This window comes from Flavipsychrobacter sp. (assembly GCA_041392855.1).
GTDB lineage: Bacteria > Bacteroidota > Bacteroidia > Chitinophagales > Chitinophagaceae > UBA5543.
This window is the reverse complement of record JAWKLD010000001.1, coordinates 2,250,542-2,267,993: the sequence shown is the minus strand read 5'-3', so window position 1 is coordinate 2,267,993 and position 17,452 is coordinate 2,250,542. Positions and strand designations below refer to the sequence as shown.

Annotated in this window: 17 protein-coding genes; 5 read left to right on the top strand and 12 right to left on the bottom strand. The window is 36.8% G+C overall.

What is annotated here, in order from left to right:
• Positions 1-6: 6 nt before the first annotated feature.
• From R2800_10575 to rplU, 5 genes are all read right to left on the bottom strand, one after another.
• Positions 7-912 (bottom strand): substrate-binding domain-containing protein, encoded by a 906-nt coding sequence (locus R2800_10575; protein MEZ5017485.1) that lies wholly within the window; start codon positions 910-912, stop codon positions 7-9.
• Between the two features lie 110 nt (positions 913-1,022).
• Positions 1,023-1,256 (bottom strand): hypothetical protein, encoded by a 234-nt coding sequence (locus tag R2800_10570; GenBank protein MEZ5017484.1) that lies wholly within the window; start codon positions 1,254-1,256, stop codon positions 1,023-1,025.
• A gap of 196 nt (positions 1,257-1,452) precedes the next feature.
• Complete coding sequence (locus tag R2800_10565) at positions 1,453-1,890, bottom strand: hypothetical protein (GenBank protein MEZ5017483.1); 438 nt, start codon at positions 1,888-1,890, stop codon at positions 1,453-1,455.
• A 59-nt stretch (positions 1,891-1,949) separates the two neighbouring features.
• A complete protein-coding gene (gene rpmA / locus R2800_10560; protein MEZ5017482.1) occupies positions 1,950-2,219 on the bottom strand; it encodes a 50S ribosomal protein L27 in 270 nt (89 codons plus the stop codon).
• A 37-nt stretch (positions 2,220-2,256) separates the two neighbouring features.
• On the bottom strand, positions 2,257-2,553 hold the full coding sequence (gene rplU, locus R2800_10555) for a 50S ribosomal protein L21 (GenBank protein ID MEZ5017481.1): 297 nt from the start codon (positions 2,551-2,553) through the stop codon (positions 2,257-2,259).
• 562 nt (positions 2,554-3,115) lie between these two features.
• Here rplU and R2800_10550 point away from each other — a divergent pair.
• Positions 3,116-4,612, top strand: a complete 1,497-nt coding sequence (locus R2800_10550) for a GH3 auxin-responsive promoter family protein (GenBank protein MEZ5017480.1) — start codon at positions 3,116-3,118, stop codon at positions 4,610-4,612.
• 2 nt (positions 4,613-4,614) lie between these two features.
• Here R2800_10550 and R2800_10545 read toward each other — a convergent pair whose 3' ends face one another.
• Positions 4,615-6,300, bottom strand: coding sequence for a S41 family peptidase (locus R2800_10545; protein ID MEZ5017479.1), 1,686 nt, complete (start codon positions 6,298-6,300; stop codon positions 4,615-4,617).
• A 235-nt stretch (positions 6,301-6,535) separates the two neighbouring features.
• On the opposite strand from R2800_10545, the gene R2800_10540 reads away from it, so the two are divergent.
• Positions 6,536-7,186: a hypothetical protein gene (locus R2800_10540; protein MEZ5017478.1), complete on the top strand. Its 651-nt coding sequence runs from the start codon at positions 6,536-6,538 to the stop codon at positions 7,184-7,186.
• A 30-nt stretch (positions 7,187-7,216) separates the two neighbouring features.
• Complete coding sequence (locus R2800_10535; protein ID MEZ5017477.1) at positions 7,217-8,077, top strand: leucine-rich repeat domain-containing protein; 861 nt, start codon at positions 7,217-7,219, stop codon at positions 8,075-8,077.
• Between the two features lie 78 nt (positions 8,078-8,155).
• On the opposite strand, the gene R2800_10530 is transcribed toward R2800_10535, so the two are convergent.
• The 4 genes from R2800_10530 to radA all read right to left on the bottom strand — a co-directional run bounded on the left by R2800_10530 (position 8,156) and on the right by radA (position 12,897).
• Entirely contained in the window at positions 8,156-9,463 is a 1,308-nt protein-coding gene (locus tag R2800_10530) for an SGNH/GDSL hydrolase family protein (protein MEZ5017476.1), read from the bottom strand.
• Positions 9,464-9,474: 11 nt separating this feature from the next.
• Positions 9,475-10,707: an outer membrane protein transport protein gene (locus R2800_10525; protein MEZ5017475.1), complete on the bottom strand. Its 1,233-nt coding sequence runs from the start codon at positions 10,705-10,707 to the stop codon at positions 9,475-9,477.
• Positions 10,708-10,827: 120 nt separating this feature from the next.
• Positions 10,828-11,529, bottom strand: coding sequence for a phosphoribosyltransferase family protein (locus tag R2800_10520; protein MEZ5017474.1), 702 nt, complete (start codon positions 11,527-11,529; stop codon positions 10,828-10,830).
• Complete coding sequence (gene radA, locus R2800_10515; GenBank protein ID MEZ5017473.1) at positions 11,530-12,897, bottom strand: DNA repair protein RadA; 1,368 nt, start codon at positions 12,895-12,897, stop codon at positions 11,530-11,532.
• 390 nt (positions 12,898-13,287) lie between these two features.
• Here radA and R2800_10510 point away from each other — a divergent pair, with 390 nt between their 5' ends.
• Positions 13,288-15,024 (top strand): M3 family oligoendopeptidase, encoded by a 1,737-nt coding sequence (locus tag R2800_10510; protein MEZ5017472.1) that lies wholly within the window; start codon positions 13,288-13,290, stop codon positions 15,022-15,024.
• A gap of 46 nt (positions 15,025-15,070) precedes the next feature.
• Here R2800_10510 and R2800_10505 read toward each other — a convergent pair whose 3' ends face one another.
• Positions 15,071-15,841, bottom strand: a complete 771-nt coding sequence (locus R2800_10505; protein MEZ5017471.1) for a nucleotidyltransferase family protein — start codon at positions 15,839-15,841, stop codon at positions 15,071-15,073.
• A gap of 44 nt (positions 15,842-15,885) precedes the next feature.
• Between R2800_10505 and R2800_10500 the strand changes: the two genes are divergently transcribed.
• Positions 15,886-16,809, top strand: coding sequence for a PfkB family carbohydrate kinase (locus R2800_10500; protein MEZ5017470.1), 924 nt, complete (start codon positions 15,886-15,888; stop codon positions 16,807-16,809).
• Positions 16,810-16,874: 65 nt separating this feature from the next.
• On the opposite strand, the gene R2800_10495 is transcribed toward R2800_10500, so the two are convergent.
• Complete coding sequence (locus R2800_10495) at positions 16,875-17,381, bottom strand: hypothetical protein (protein ID MEZ5017469.1); 507 nt, start codon at positions 17,379-17,381, stop codon at positions 16,875-16,877.
• Between the last annotated feature and the right edge of the window lie 71 nt (positions 17,382-17,452).

Sequence of the window (17,452 nt, the reverse complement as noted above, 5' to 3'; positions counted from 1 at the left end):
TGTTTGTTACTGGTTTACTTCAGCTCCTCTGAAGATAATATTAACCCTTGTCGGGAATAATCTACCGCTCTTAAAGATGAGCTGACCTCTATATTCACGTAGGAATCTAGCAAAACTATTAGCTAGCCCTTGATGTGTTTCTCTGTGTACATAATATAGATTTCGCACCAATGGGTATTTATTTGGGGCTATATATATTTGGTAAGGTTTGTAATACTGCCCTAATGAATCATTTAAAACAGATACTACACGAACATTGTTAATAAAAGCTAGCCCTTCGGGATCATTAAAGTCACTAATATGACTTACACCTACTACACCAATTGCGTTCTTGTGATTGGCTACATAAGCTATTACAGAATCATTACTGCTGGTAGCAAAAACATTTTTGCCTAATTGCTCTCCTGGTATAATGGAATCTAGCATATACCTAAGAGTGCTAGAACCCTGATTGTCAAATACTACAGTATAGTTATTTATATTTTCTCCTGTTAGCATCCCCTTCAATTCACTAATACTAACTGTACTATCTGGGTTATTATTGTTAACAATAATAGCTACTGCATCTTTAGCTATTGAAAGAGAGTGTGTTACAACTTTATTGTCAAGTAAATTTTGTTTTTCGACTTCTGATAAGTCTCTAGTAATAAGAATTAACCTCGCGCTATCACTTTTGAAGTCGTTAATACATTCAGTTTCAGACTTGTAGTGTACATTAATATGTGCGTCGGGAAAACTGCTATCGAAAACTTTTAATTGTTGTTCTACAATAGGCTTGTAAGATTCATCTACAGAAATATTAATTGTTCCTGAACTAGGAGTATCAGTATACTTACTGGCTTTTTTGTCATTACATGCAGTAAATAGGCCAGTAGTGAGGATAATCAATAATGTATTTCTTAGACGTTGCATTTCAGCGCAATTTTAGTCAATATTTTAAAAAAAAGCATAAGTCCTAGCTGTCTTGTAACATTAATTTAACAGCGAAAGAGTCTCTTTTACAACAGTGTTACAAAAGGGGGTTAATAGGACTTTTGTTTGTTATTTTGTATGTCTTTCCACCCTCTCCAAATTCTAAATGCCCCATAAGAGATCATCATAATCCCGATAAAGTAAGCTAGCCCGGGAGATAGTTCAAATTTACCGAATAGTTTAAGGTAAAGTACAGCACTGCCTATAGCTATATATAGTACTCCCATAACAATGTGCATTGTACTTCTGAAGTTGCTATATCTACTATTACTTTCGTTACTCATTGGTTTGTTTTTATCGTGCAAACTTAATTGTTTCTATTTACTCTACTAAATAGATGTATCAAAAAAGGTTTTCCATACATGAAATACGTTGTTTGGGTTTAGTTTAACAGTTACGGCATTTATGAATGGTAGTTGCACAAAAAAAGAGACTATATAGTTAGTATACAGTCTCTTATCATAAATGATTCTATAAGTCTTATTTCTTTCTCCTAGGAGCTGCTCTTCTTGCTGCTTTCTTAGGAGCTGCTTTTTTAGCTGCTTTCTTAGGAGCTGCTTTTTTAGCTGCTTTCTTAGGAGCTGCTTTTTTAGGAGCTGCTTTTTTAGCTGCTTTCTTAGGAGCTGCTTTTTTAGCTGCTTTCTTAGGAGCTGCTTTTTTAGCTGCTTTCTTAGGAGCCGCTTTTTTAGCTGCTTTCTTAGGAGCCGCTTTTTTAGCTGCTTTCTTAGGAGCCGCTTTTTTAGCTGCTTTCTTAGGAGCTGCTTTTTTAGCTGCTTTCTTAGGAGCTGCTTTTTTAGCTGCTTTCTTAGGAGCTGCTTTTTTAGCTGCTTTCTTAGGAGCTGCTTTTTTAGCTGCTTTCTTAGGAGCCGCCTTTTTTTTGGCTACAGCTTTTTTAGCTGCTTTTTTAGTTGTTGCCATAAACTTGTGAATTTAAGGGTTAAAAAAAAAGTCCTTATATGGCAAAATTGCCGAGCGGGTTAAGCTTCGGCAATTGCTGTATTTTCTTTAACAGAGATAAGTGTTTTGTTACGTGTTTTACGAAATTCAACTGTACCATCAATTAATGAAAATATTGTAAAATCTTTACCGATTCCAACATTCTCACCAGGGTGGTATACTGTACCTCTCTGACGTACAATAATGTTACCTGCAATTGCTTCCTGACCGCCATATATTTTAATTCCTAAGCGTTTGCTTCTGGAATCACGGCCGTTCTTTACACTACCTTCACCTTTTTTGTGTGCCATCTTCTTATTATACTATTTACGAATTTAATAAAAAAAATTAAGCAATGTCGCTAATCTTAATTTTTGTAAGATATTGGCGGTGTCCATTACTTTTCTGATAGCCCTTACGGCGCTTCTTTTTGAACACAATCACCTTGTCACCTTTTAGGTGATCAACGATTTCTGCTTTTACTTTTACTGAAGCTGACAAGTTGATGTTTTTATCATCACCAGTCATTAGAACTTCAGAAAATTCTACATTATCACCAGGGTTCCCACCTAGTCTATGTACAAACAGTTCGTCGTCTTTTCTAACCTTGAACTGTTGACCTGCTATATTTACTATTGCAAACATGACCTACCAAAATATTTCGCGCAAAGTTAATACAGTTTTTTGATATCAGGCAAATTATTTTTGCTATATGTACTGTATTTACTAGCTTATAGAGTTTTTTTGATATTGATGTGATCAAATATAATGCCTGTTTTAAAGACGTACATATATATATCACTAATCTTCTTCTTGTTATGTTTTTGATAAGGTTAAATCAGGCAAAAGTATTACTAATAAAGGCATAGAGGCGTTCCTGAACTATAAATAAATACTTCTGTTTGATATGAAAAAAAGTGTTTTAAGATGTTTGTCAATAATCCGGCAAACAAGGATAAAATAATATAGACAAGAAAAATATATTTTACCCAAATTGTTGATTTTTAGCCCTTTTTTGGTCTGTTTTAATAATTGTAGGAACATTTGCCATTATAAAGTCTAAAAACAAGCTCCAGATATTGAGCTATGATAAAAGTTGATATTATATTTCTTACCCGTGATAAGTTTAAGAGGTTTTATATGTATTTAAATACAATTCTATAATCGCACATAAAGTTTTAGCTTTACTTGAATACCTTTTTGGAATATGAAGTTTAAGTCATCCATTGCAAAGCCATACGCTTCAATTGTATCTAAACGCATCCGTAATGGGATGAATACTGCAGTATCTGATCAGCAAAATATACTTTCAAAGTTGTTACAAGTGGGAGGTAAAACCACTTTTGGGAATGATCATCATTTAGCTGAGGTAAAAAACCATCTACAATATAAACAAGCGGTACCAATAAGGGATTATGAAAAACTAAAACCTTACGTAGAGCAAATTATAGAAGGGAAGCAAAATATTTTATGGAAGGGCAAGCCTCTTTATTTTGCTAAAACATCAGGAACAACTAGTGGTGCTAAATATATACCTATAACCAAAGATTCTATGCCGAATCATATTAATTCGGCTAAAAATATGCTGTTATGCTATATAGCAGAAACCGGTAATGCCTCTTTTGTTGATGGGAATATGATATTTCTTTCTGGTTCTCCCGTTTTGGAAAGAACAGGTAGTGTACCAACGGGAAGACTGAGTGGTATCGTGAATCATTTTGTTCCTAACTATTTAAGAAGGAATCAGTTACCTAGTTATGAAACCAATTGTATAGAAGATTGGGAAACTAAACTGGAGAGAATAGTAGCCGAAACGCTAGGTAAAAATATGACACTGATAAGTGGCATACCTCCTTGGGTGCAGATGTATTTTGATTGGTTAATGGAAAAAAGTGATGGCAAGAAAATAATGGAGATATTTCCTAACCTTCAGCTATTAGTTCAAGGTGGGGTGAATTTTGAACCTTATAAAGAGAAACTATTACAAAGTGTAGGCAGAAAAATTGATATCCTCGAAACATTTCCTGCTTCGGAAGGATTCTTTGCATTCCAAGATACACTTGAGGCTGAGGGGATGTTATTAAACACAAATTCGGGGATATTCTTTGAATTTATACCAGTGGGAGAGGTGTTTGATGAAAATCCAACCCGTTTATCGCTAGAAGATGTAAAAGTGGGGGAGAACTATGCTTTGATCATTAACAGTAATGCAGGCTTATGGGGGTATAATATAGGAGATACGGTTAAGTTTGTAAGTACTGATCCCTACCGTGTTATAGTTTCGGGAAGGATAAAACATTTTATATCTGCATTTGGAGAACATGTAATAGGGGAAGAGGTGGAAAAGGCTATGCTACAGACCGCACAAAAGCATAATGCCAAAATAATAGAATTTACAGTAGCACCTATGGTACAAACGGATAATGAGCTTCCTTTTCATGAGTGGTTTGTTGAGTTTGAAAAGGAACCTAATGATATTGCTGAATTTTCAAGTGATTTAGATAATAATCTAAGGGCATTGAACACATACTATAATGATTTAGTGAAGGGTAGTATACTTCAACCGCTAATAATAAGGCAGATGCAACCTCATTCCTTTATAGAATATATGAAGTCCATAGGCAAGCTAGGTGGGCAAAATAAAGTGCCTAGGCTAACTAATGATAGAAAACTGGCAGACGAGTTGCAGCAATGGAAGCAGTAACTTTATGGCTTAAGTATTGCGCTATATTCAGTAGTAGCGTTTAAAGTAGTTACTGCACTGGCAATATACTTATCATCAGTAAGCCCGTGGCTTATTCTTCCTCTTAAGTAGTAGTACCTTGAGATGATTTCACTTTCTAAGAATGTACTAACCTCTTTTTTATAAGTATTTAGATCATCATTCTTATTATGGGCTAGCTTTTTCTCTAAGTCTTTGTATGTGGAGGCGAAATCGTCAAACCGATTCTCTCTTTTAGCAACACTTTTTAAGGAGTCTAATGCTACTTCGGTCTCGGTTTTATAACTATAATCTTTACCCTCAAGCCACTTAGCAAATGCAGTATATTCTGCATCGCTAAGTTTGAACTTAGCAGGGTCTGCAATAGAGCTGTTCTTTTTAGCATATTGTGTTGCATAGTCAAAAATGTAGCCTTTCATGTACAGAGTTACTGCTAATTGGCTAATGTCTTTGTTGTCTACATCAATATCAGGCTCTACACCTCCTCCGCTTAACACTTTACGGCCACTTTTTGTTTTGTATTCTTTCTTTAGTGAATCAGGTACATGGCCAACACTGCCATCCTCATTTCGATGAGAATAGTCTAATGCTTGTATGCATCTACCGCTAGGTGTATAATATTTTGCAGTTGTTAGTTTTAGCCTAGCGTTGTAACCTAAGGGCCTTGTAGTTTGTACTAAACCTTTTCCGTAAGAACGTTCACCTATAATAACCCCCCTGTCCAAATCTTGAATAGTGCCCGATACTATCTCAGAAGCGGATGCTGAAGAACGGTTTATTAGTACAGCCAAAGGCATTTTCGTATCCCAAGGTTTATCATTAGTATTAAAGTTCTGACCTATTTCTTTTCTTTTGCCTTTTGTGCTAACGATAAGCTGCCCTCTATCAACAAAAAGATTACATGTAGCTACAGCCTCATTTAATAAACCGCCGGGATTATTACGAAGATCTAATACAACTGCTGTCATATTAGGGTTTACTTTTTTCAAGGAGTCTAATGCAGAACGTACTTGTCTGCTACACGCTTGTGTGAATTGTGTTAAACGTACATATGCAATATCATTTTTATCACCAACAAAACCTGCATAAGGTACACTGGATACTTCTATTTCTCCTCGTACAATTATTTTGTCAATTACTTGACCTGTATAAATGTCTTTTATTTTGATGTTAAGTTGAGTGCCAGGAGCGCCTTTCAATAGAACACTAATATCGTTTAGAGATTTACCTACAACACTTTTATTATCAACAGAAATTAATCGATCACCAGGGTGTAAGCCTGCTTTATGGGCAGGCGAGTATTCATGAACTTCCCCAACTCTGATTGTATCCCCATTTTTACGCATGGTAGCCCCTATACCACCATACTTTCCTGTAGTCTGAAATTCAAATTCCTCAATATCAGATTCTGTAATGTAGTTAGTGTAGGGGTCAAGTTCATTAAGCATTGCATCTATACCAGTTTTGATTAATTCACCTGGTGCAATTGGGTCAACATAGTTGGTATTCAGTTCTTTAAATATATTGGTGAATATGTCTAGGTTTTTAGAAATTTCAAAGTAAGAGTCAGTAGTTCTTGCCTGCACAAAAATGACTAGGGTAAGTGTTAACAACACCCCAGATAAAAAAGGCTTTACTCTATTCCCAACTTTCTTTTTACCGTTATTCATTACAAGAACAATATTTGTATTGCTTAGCAAGCTACAAAAAAAACAGATGGAGCAATCAACTCGATATATAAGTTAACAAGGTGTTGTGTAAGACTAGTATTGTTTTTTAATATTACGGTGATATAGATTTGGTAGGGATTTTGAGCTATGTGTGTATTATTACACTTCAATGAAAAGGATTTGCTGTAAAATCGGTAAATTCATATCGTAAGAAAAGGTATTGAATATAGAACTAATGAAAAGGCTAGGCATACTGATATTATTGCTAATGATAAGCTATACCTATACTGTAGCCCAAGATAATCTTTTTACAGAAGGCATAGTGGTATATGATGTCACTTTAGACCCTCCTCAAAATGAGGAAGGGCTTACGCAGTATAAAGGAACATATACAATAATGGTGAAGGGAAACGCTATTAGAAAAGAACTTTTGCTTGAAAACGGTTTCAAGGATATAAGCCTTTATAATGGAGACAATAATACGGCATATGCATTACGGACTATGGGCGGAAAGTTTTATGCCATAGAGTTAGATATGAAGGAAATAGAGGAGGAGCTTAATAAAAGGCGAGGGTTTACAATGCTTGATGGGAATGGTCAAATGGATATTCTTAATAATAAAGCTCAAAAAGCAACCATTACATACAAAGACGGTAGTACATGCGATTTATACTATTCAGGAATTTGGAAACCATCGGAGTTAATGTTTAACTATTTCCCTAATATAGAGGTGATGCCGATGTCTTTTGTGCTTAGCAGCGCTAAGAACATGAACATGTATTTTAAGGCAAGTAGTATCAAAGTTAAAACGATAGAGACGGCGCAATTTAGAATACCTAAGGAGTATAAAATAGTCACTAAAGATGAATATAAGCAGATGAGATAGGCATTATGTAAACTTCAAAATAGCAGCACTATGATAAAATATATTTCTATAGCATTGTTATTAATGTTATTAGTAACAACCAATAGGGCTTTTGCAAAGCGTGTTTATCATAGTTGGGATGAGGCTTTAGAAAATAAAGCAGATGTTAAGGCTATAAAGATAACAGGGATGAGAATAATTGAGATCCCGGATATACTTGATCAGTTTCCAAATTTAGAAGAGCTTAACTTAAGTAACAATCTAATATCCTCACTGCCTCCATCTCTTTATAGATGTAACAAGCTTAAGGAATTGATACTTTTTCGAAACAATATTGATTCCATCTCTCCAAAGATTGGACAACTAATGCATTTGGAGTTGCTTTCTTTAAGTTTTAATGATCTAGAAACTATACCGAGAGAAATAGGAGCACTTACAAAGTTGAAGAGCTTAGCCATCTCCAAAAATAAGTTAAGTAAGCTTCCGCCATCTATTGGAAAATTAAGAAACTTGGAGTCGTTAAAGCTGGCATCGAACAAATTCTATACACTTCCGAACGAAATTACTAAGCTGAAGAAGCTACGTTTATTGGATTTGGGTTACAACTACCTTGTAGAGCTTCCTGAGAATATTGGAGATCTTGAAAATTTAGGTTTTCTATACTTAAACAATAATAGGCTTACTTTAATACCTGAATCAATATCAAAGTGTGAAAGGCTGCAAGAGCTAGATGTAGTTAGATGTGGTGTACTTAGACTTTCTGATGCATTTTCGGATATATGGTCTTTAGAGAATGTATATGTTGATGAACGAACTGTAATGTTCTATCAAAACCCTCGGTTTATAGGGAGACAACGTATAGTTGTAGTTACGCCTGCAGATATGTTATATAGACCAACACAAAACAACTAAGCTAATTATCAAAGTATAAACAAAAGCGCCTAACAAATAATGTTAGGCGCTTTTGTTGTAAAAGATCTTGTTCTCGCCTTATGGGAACTGGATACCGTTATATTCATTAGGATCTACGCTAGCAATAGATGATTTATAATAACTATTGATAGTCATTATCATATGATTAGCAGCAAGAGCATAGCCTTTACCTGTAAGGTGAATACCATCTAGAGAGAATGCACCGCCACTAACAAATTCAGGAGTATATGTAATACCGTTGTAGCTAATGCCTTTACTTAAAGATTTTAAGTAAGAGTTCATATCTACTACTGGTATAGAGTATTTAGCAGCTAAAGTAGATATGGTGCTATTAAACTGCGTTAAAGCTGTATTGATTTTTGCTATCTCGCTTTCTGTTAACACAAATTGTGCTGGGATAGGTTTTTGAGTACCCCATCCTGCACATTTCACTGAGTCAAGCGGTATTTCTAAACGAACTAGTTCACCTTTTTTCATTTGACGGAAACCTGTAGGGCTATTAGCATCTTGGATAACAAAATAATTCTTACCAGGGTTGAAGTGTACTTGTGTACCGTTGTAAGCGTTGTTAAGCAGGTTTGCTTGAGCCTTAGTTACCTCTGCAGAGTTGGCAGGTATAGCGGTAAAGTATGGTAATGAAGTAACGTCAGGAATATTCATAATAATTCCTTTAGCACCGTTAGCTGTTAATACTTGCAATACACTATCGTATGCAGCAGTAAAAATAGCTATGTTGGAAATCGTGCTTGTAGGCCCTGTTCCTTGATCTCCACCAGCTACTGCATAACCTAAAACGTCATTGTTGCCTAACCACAGAGAAAAGAATGTATGTTTTTGAAGTTTTAGTTCATCAAGAGGTCTGTTAGTTAATGGGCTAACAAATATTCGTGTAGCATATGGATTAATAGCTCCATAGCCTGGGAATAGATAGTCTATAGCACGTATACCAGGGATACCCATATTGTTAAATGGTCCTTTGAATGCTAAGTTTAAGCTACTACCTGCAGAGTCTAATGCTCCAGGAAAAGGTATTGGGCTTAGAGACGGTACAGTATCACAAAGACCTTGCTTCATAGCAAGGATTATTTTGCCATTAGGATACCCGTGTTCGCCAGGTAATAAAGGTTGCTCAAACTTCCCGTTACTTACTTGCTTGAATTGTGTAGCAAGCATTGCAGGGAAAGAGTTCATCTGCGCGCTTTTATACAAACTACCGTTTGTATAGCCAGCAGTTAACGAATTACCTACAGCTAAATAATAAGAGAAATCAGCATCTCCCTTTTGAGGAGTATTTGGCTCTAAGTTTGGTTTGCAAGAAGCAAGTGCCAAACATGCCAGAGTACTGTATATAAATAGTTTTTTCATGTTTCTGCTTTTTAAAAATTGTAAGAGACGCCTACGCCTGGATTAATCACATTGTTTTGGTAAGTACGGCTAAATCCGGCTTCATCAAGAGAAGAAGTACGGTTTGGTGTAATCACATATTCAAACACAGCCATGATAGTGAATCTCTCTCTAGGTTTGTATGTAAGACCTGCTGCAGTTATTATATGGTTATTATCCGGTAGCTCCGGAGATACATATCCGTTTTTAACAGGTGTAGGATCAAACGCAGCACCTAACATACCTGAAAACTTATCATTAAATTTATAGTTAGCACCTGCGCGAAGTGTTACTGTGTTTTTATAATGACGAGGAGAGCGTGTATCTGCTAAAGCTGCAGTATTGGTCTCATAATCAAATATTAAGCTATCATATGAGCTCCATCCAGTGAAGTTTGCATCGAGTGTCAAAATAAGTTTGTTGCTAGCTTTGAATCCAACCCCGAAAGTTGCTACTTGTGGAAGTGTTAAACTAGAAGAAAAAGCAGTGTATGGGAAGTTACTTGCCATACTGCTAGGAACTTTAAATGTAGCAAAGCCTCTTTTTACTTTCATCTTTACTTCAGAGCGGTAAGTAAGGCCAAACCATACTCTCTTGGTCGCTTTGATGTGTAGGCCAAGGTTAAAACCAACACCTTTGGCATCTCCTTTCAAGTTAGCTTGTCCATCCTGTCCATTAGTATTTACTAAAGGTACAGCACGATTAACTTCAATATTACCAGTACCATATACAAAGCCTGCACCAACTGATATTTGGTCGTTCACTTTATAGGCAACTGTTGGTTGTATGAAGATCGTTTGTAAGCTGATGTCTTGAATTACGTAGCGTCCTTTCCAGTTCTCATCCCATGCCAAGCCACTACCAAAAGGAGTATATACACCTAAACCTATGCTTACACGGCTTTTGTAACCTAAAGGTGAACCGATATAAAAATTGAATGGTGTGTAGACAGCATCTTTAGAGTCTGCCTTGTAGGTTCCCGTAGGGGCATCTACATATCTAAGTTTAGGCATTAATGCATGTACACTACCGTATGCTTGCAAGCCCCTGATACTGGTAAGACCGCCCGGGTTGTAAAATACTGTAGATACATCCCATGGAACAGCAGCACCTGTGCCTCCCATAGCTAGTTGTCTAATACCTTGTAAGTTCAACTGGAAACCTGCACCAAATGTAATGACAGATGATAGCAGAAGTGAACCCAGTAAAAGTGAACGTTTTTTCATAAAGTAAAAATTTGTATATGACCTTATACGGATTACTATTGTAAAATTGCCTTTAAATTAACTCTAATACCAGTAAAAAGCAATATTTGTAAACCTATTTCCGTGATAAACAAGCATATATTAGTTGGCTATGCCGACAGTCGCTATGCTAATTATCACGTCTTTGACTTTTAGCAGGGCTAAAGCACATGATTCTAACGTTGCACCAGTCGTTAATACATCGTCTATTAGTAAAATGTGTTTCCCCTCAATACGGGCTGTATTGCTTGCCAGAAAGGCGTCTTGCATGTTAGTTATGCGCTCTTCTCGTGTTTTTTGAGTTTGACTATCAGTAAAACGGTTTCTTTTTAGTACTTGCTCCTCTATTGGAATATGAAGTGCGGCGTTAAGACCACTTGCTATGAGTTGGCTTTGATTAAACCCTCTCAGGGCTTCTTTTTTTGGGTGGAGCGGTACAGGTACAATTAAGTCTATCCCTTTTTGCCAGTTAGTTTGTAACAGGTCGTAGCCTAATTGTTTACCTAGATAATATCCTATATATTTTTTGTCTTCATATTTGAGGTTGTGTAGAAGATGTTGTAGCAGTCCATTTGGGGTGAAATAGGCTAATGAAGTAGCTTTCTGGAAGGGAAAGCGACCTGCAAATCGCATTGCTGTTTCATTTTCGGCAATATGATGATAGGCTGTACGAGGAAGGTTGTAAATGTTGCAATTCAAGCATAGTACTTCTTCCTCTGCAAGTAATTGTTTGCTACAGCCCTCGCATAATTTGGGATATACCAAGTGAGACAAGCCTTCAGTTATATTTTTTAAAGAACTCATCTAAAACAACATTTTATACACGTCCTCCACCTTATTCACGGTTTTTATTTCGATCTTATAATTCTTCTTATCAAGCCCTTTTGCATTAGCTTTAGGGATAAGGATGGCGTCCATGCCCATTTTATCTGCTTCGGCTATACGTTGGTCTATACGGTTTACAGCACGTATTTCGCCAGATAGCCCAACCTCACCTACAAAACAAATATTAGAAGGTAGTGCAGTATCCTCAAAGGATGACAGTAAAGCGCACACTAGTGCCAACTCTATAGAGGGGTCTTCCACCTTTATACCTCCTGCTATGTTTACAAATACATCTTTAGTTCCAAAGTGAAAGCCACCCCTTTTTTCAAGAACGGCCAGCAATAGCTGTAGCCTCCTTAGATCCAAGCCGCTTACTGTACGCTGAGGTGTTCCATAGACAGCCTGTGTTACTAATGCTTGAACTTCAATCATTAATGGGCGTAAACCCTCCATACTAGAAGCAATTGCAACACCACTTAAAGGTTCTTCGTGTTGTGAAAGTAGGATCTCTGAAGGATTCCCTACTGGTCGCATACCAGAGGTGACCATCTCGTATATGCCAAGCTCTGATGTAGAGCCGAAACGATTTTTAATAGTACGCAGTATCCTATAGGCATAATGCCTGTCTCCTTCAAATTGTAGCACGGTATCTACCATATGCTCCAATACTTTAGGACCAGCTATAGAACCTTCTTTGGTAATATGCCCAATGATACATACAGGAATATTGCTTGCTTTAGCAAAGCGTTGCAACTCTGCAGCACATTCTCGCACTTGCGACACGCTACCTGCAGCAGATTCCACATAAGGAGACTCTAATGTTTGTATTGAATCTATTATAAGTAGCTGAGGTTGAACCTTTTTTACCTCTTGAAAAATTGATTTTGTATCGGTTGCTGTTAAAAGAAAGAGATTGTCGTTTTGTTTACCGACTCTTTCTGCGCGAAGTTTCACTTGCTGTCCACTTTCCTCTCCGGATACGTATAAAGTAGTAATAGTATTCCATTCCAATGCACATTGAAGAAATAAGGTAGACTTCCCTATCCCCGGTTCACCTCCAATCAGAATGACCGAGCCTGGTACCATACCTCCACCCAATACTCGATTGAGTTCAGGGTCGGGTGTTAGCATTCTAGAGTCGTTCTGAGGGGTAATACTGGAAAGCTTTTGAGCCTTTTTAGCATCTTTAGCTTGCTCCCAATTGATATCCTTTTTTGCCTTGTCCTCTTTATGGATCACTTCTTCAACAAAAGAGTTCCACGCACCACACGAGCTGCATTTACCAGTCCATTTAGGTGTTTCAAATCCGCATTGTTGACAGAAAAAAGCTGTTTTGGTTTTGGCCATAATAGTATAGCAAATATAGTAGAAATGAGAAGAGCCAGCGGAAGAATCCGTCGGCTCTTACTTACTAACCCATTAAATTCACAACTTGGCACAAATGTAGCAAACAGCCCGCTATGAAAAAAATCCTTTTGAGATATTTTGATAAGGATAGTTAATCATAGTTTTATAAATATTATTTTTTATGCATTTATTTATGTTTGTTATTCAAGTTTTTAAGTTTATTTATTGACAATGTCAGTTAATCCCATATATAAATTAAAAATTAAGTGATTAACATAGAAATATTATTAACATATAAAATAATCTTAATTAGATAAGGTTGAGTAGTCTAGTTTTAACAGGATAATTGCACTGTGAAATGTATTTTAGCATCCTGAAAAAAATATATAGATGAGCAAGCAATTTGAACCGATAAATACAGAAATAAATAGGCAGTTTTTACCTAACGATTTTAAGACATCAACATGGGAAGAATTAAAATCATATTTCGATAACTTGAAAGAAAGAGAATTAAATTCTCGAGAAGCTTTAGAGCAATGGTTGAAGGATGCAAGTGAGTTGGAAGCAGTAATTGGAGAAGATGCTGCTTGGCGTCAAATAAAAATGACGTTAGATACTACGAATAAAGAATATGAAGAGGCTTTTACCTATTTCGTTATGGAAATAGAGCCTAAGTTAAAGCCGTATTTATTCGACTTGAATAAAAAGTTGCTAGCATGCCCATTTACTCAGGAGTTGGATACAAAAGAGTTTTTCCCTTATCTACGTAGTGTACAAAATGCAGTAGAGTTATACAGAGAAGAGAATGTGCCTATACAAGCTGAGCTGAGTGTATTAGCGCAACAGTTTGGTGTTATTTCAGGGAAAATGACCATTGAACATGAGGGCATGGAATATACACTACAACAGGCGGCTAAATTTTTACAACAATCTGATAGAGCATTACGCGAAAGCATCTTTAGAAAAGTGGCTGAACGTAGACTGCAAGATGTAGATGAGTTGAATACCTTGTTTGATAAGCTTTTAGCTAAACGCCATCAGGTAGCTAAGAATGCAGGTTTTGACAATTTTCGCGATTATAAGTTTAAATCGTTAGGTCGTTTTGACTATACGGTTGAAGATTGTTTTGCTTTTCATGATGCGGTAAGAGAGCATATATTACCACTTAATAAGGTGCTAACTGAACATCGTCGTAAACGTTTAGGGCTGGACAAGATGCGACCTTGGGATGGTAGTGCAGAGCCAGAGGGTGTGGAGCCATTACAGCCATTTGAAACAGGTGAGGAGTTGGCACAAAAAACAACTGAAGTGTTTAGCAAGCTACGTCCGTATTTCAGCTATTGCTTAGAAACAATGCAAGATATGAAGCGGATGGATCTAGAGAGTCGCAAAGGCAAAGCGCCAGGCGGATATAATTGTCCGTTATCGGAAACAGGAGTGCCTTTTATATTTATGAATGCTGCAGGAACCATAGGAGATGTAATTACAATGATGCATGAAGGTGGTCATGCTATACATTCGTTTTTATCACATCCATTGAAACTATCTTCTTTCAAAGAATACCCAATGGAGATCGCAGAACTCGCAAGTATGAGTATGGAGCTATTCTCTATGGAGCATTGGGATGTGTTCTTTAAAAATGAAGAGGAGCTAAGCCGTGCAAAACTAGAAGAGCTGGAACGTGTGATAAGTGTATTGCCTTGGATTGCTACTATTGATAAGTTCCAGCATTGGTTGTACACCAACCCTGGACATACTGTGGAAGAAAGAACAAAGTCTTGGTTAAGTATATTGGATGAATTCAGCACTGGCGCTACAGACTGGACTGGCTTTGAAGAGTACCGTGCTAGCTTCTGGCAGAAACAACTGCATTTATTTGAAGTACCCTTCTATTACATAGAATATGGTATTGCACAATTAGGGGCTATCGCTATGTGGCGACAATATAGAGAGAATAAGGAGCAGGCTTTGGATAACTATATGCAAGCATTAAGTTTAGGTTATACCAAGACCTTGCCAGAGTTGTATGAAACAGCAGGTATTAAATTTGATTTCTCCTCAAACAACATATCAGTATTGGGGAACTTTATGAAAGAAAGATTGGCAGAGAGTGGTGTGAATCAATAATAAGTTATTAAGCTGAAAATGGGGGTGTATACAATGCCCCCATTTTTTATTTACTAAATAATTCTTCTGCTTTCTTTAAGCTTTCAGGTTTGCCAACATCTAGAAAAATATCTCCTGTATGATCATAACCTTGTAGGATATCTGTTTTTGCAAAATGAAGATATATGTCTATAATAGAGAATTTGCCTTCAAAAGGCATATCCAATATTTCAGGAGATAGTACGTGTACACCACTGAATGCAAACCCTTTTAGCTCGAGTTCATTATGTACTATTTTCTGTTCGCCTGTTTTATTATTTTGCCAGCCACATAACCTCATGTCCTTATTAAAGAGCAGATGACGAGAAGATTCACGTTGCATTACTGCCAATGTGGCTATGCTACTGCCTATATTATGAGCAGCTATCATCTTCGCTAAGTCAAGGTTGGTAAGTACATCTACATTCATAACTATAAATACATCTTCCCCAATGAAATGCGTTGCAGCTTTTTGTAAGCCGCCTCCAGTCTCTAATACTTCACCTCGCTCGTCGCTTACGGTAATATTGCTGCCCCAGCCATTATTATTGGCAATGGCCTTTTCTATTTGGTCAGCAAAGTGGTGTACATTAACAACCACATCTGTTATACCGTATTTCTGGAGATAACGAATATTATGTTCCAAAAGTGTTTTTCCATTAACCTCGGCCAAGGCTTTGGGATGCTTATCCGTAAAAGGTTTTAGTCTGGTGCCTAGCCCAGCCGCAAACAGCATTGCTTTCATGCCTCTAAAATAGCCAAAAGGCTTCACCCTAAGGTAAAACAAACACATTTTCATTTTTCGACATTAACCTTACCTTTGTCACGCTAAAAAATTATGATATGTCTTTAACGATAGTAGGCTCAATGGCCTTCGATGCATTAGAAACCCCATTTGGAAAGGTAGACCGCATAATAGGTGGATCTGCAACATACGCAGCTTGGGCAGCATCAAATTTTACTAAAAATATTAAGCAAGTGTCTATCATCGGCGGAGACTTTCCAAAGGAGGAAATCCAAAAGCTTGAAGATAGAGGCGTTCAATTTGAAGGAGTAGAAGTAGTAGAAGATGGCAAAAGCTTCTTCTGGAGTGGACGTTACCATATGGACATGAATACTCGTGATACATTAGTTACTGAGTTAAATGTATTAGAGCAGTTTAATCCGCAGATACCTGATAGTTATCAGGATAGTGAGTTCTTGTTTTTAGGAAACTTAACGCCTGATGTGCAAATGCAGGTGATAGATCAAATGAAAGAGCGTCCTAAGCTTGTAGTAATGGATACGATGAACTTTTGGATGGATATTGCACTTGATGGCCTTAAAGCTGTTTTGAAGAAAGTAGATGTATTGATGGTCAACGATAGTGAAGCTCGTCAACTTAGTGGAGAGTATTCACTAGTAAAAGCAGCTCAGAAGATTCATGAAATGGGTCCTAAGTTTGTTATCATAAAGAAAGGTGAGCACGGTGCATTATTATTCAATGATAAGAATGTATTCTTCGCGCCAGCACTACCACTAGAAGATGTTTTTGACCCAACTGGAGCAGGTGATACTTTTGCTGGAGGTTTTATGGGGCATATCGCAGCTACCAAAGATGTTTCCTTCGAAAATATGAAGACTGCTATTATTGTAGGTTCGGCATTAGCATCTTTCTGTGTAGAGAAATTTGGCCCTAATCGTTTGCAAGAGCTTAATAGCAGCGATATTCAAGCTCGTATAAATGAATTTGTAGACTTGGTGAACTTTGATATAGTTGTATCATAAGTTTAGCTTTAAATAATAAAAAAGCCCAGCATTAGCTGGGCTTTTTTATTTAGTCAGTTATTTAATTATTTAGGTACAGAAACTTTGTTAAACTCACCATTCTTTATTTCTACAGAGTTATTCTTATCGAATGTGCCATTGTTGTTATCATATTCATAAAGAGTACCAGAGAAAGTTCCAGATACTTTTCTGTTGGTAGCATCATAAGAGGAAATGTTGAGCAATCCCATTTCGGCCATGAACATCTTGCCAGAACTACCTGCAGGGAAGTAGTATAAGCGTCCATTGCCTACCTTACGTATATCTGTTACATTATAACTACCTGTGTTTTTACCAAAGATGTCTATAGAGAGTTGCTTATTCCCCTCTTCGTATTTTACAAATAGGAAAGTATCTGCTAGTTCGTAACCTCCTGCTTGTTTCGAAATATTTGCTCCATCAAGAGTAAAGCAGATATAGCCATCTACACAGCCTGTATTGTTGCTGTTATTGTTAGTAGGAGTTGTTTCTTTTTTTGTACAACTAGCAAGTGCAATGATAAATATTGCAATGATGGTAGTGATGTGTCTCATAATTACTAAAATTTTAATAAAAGTAACTGTGAAACCAAGATTTGAATATACCTTGTATTGGGTATATTGCT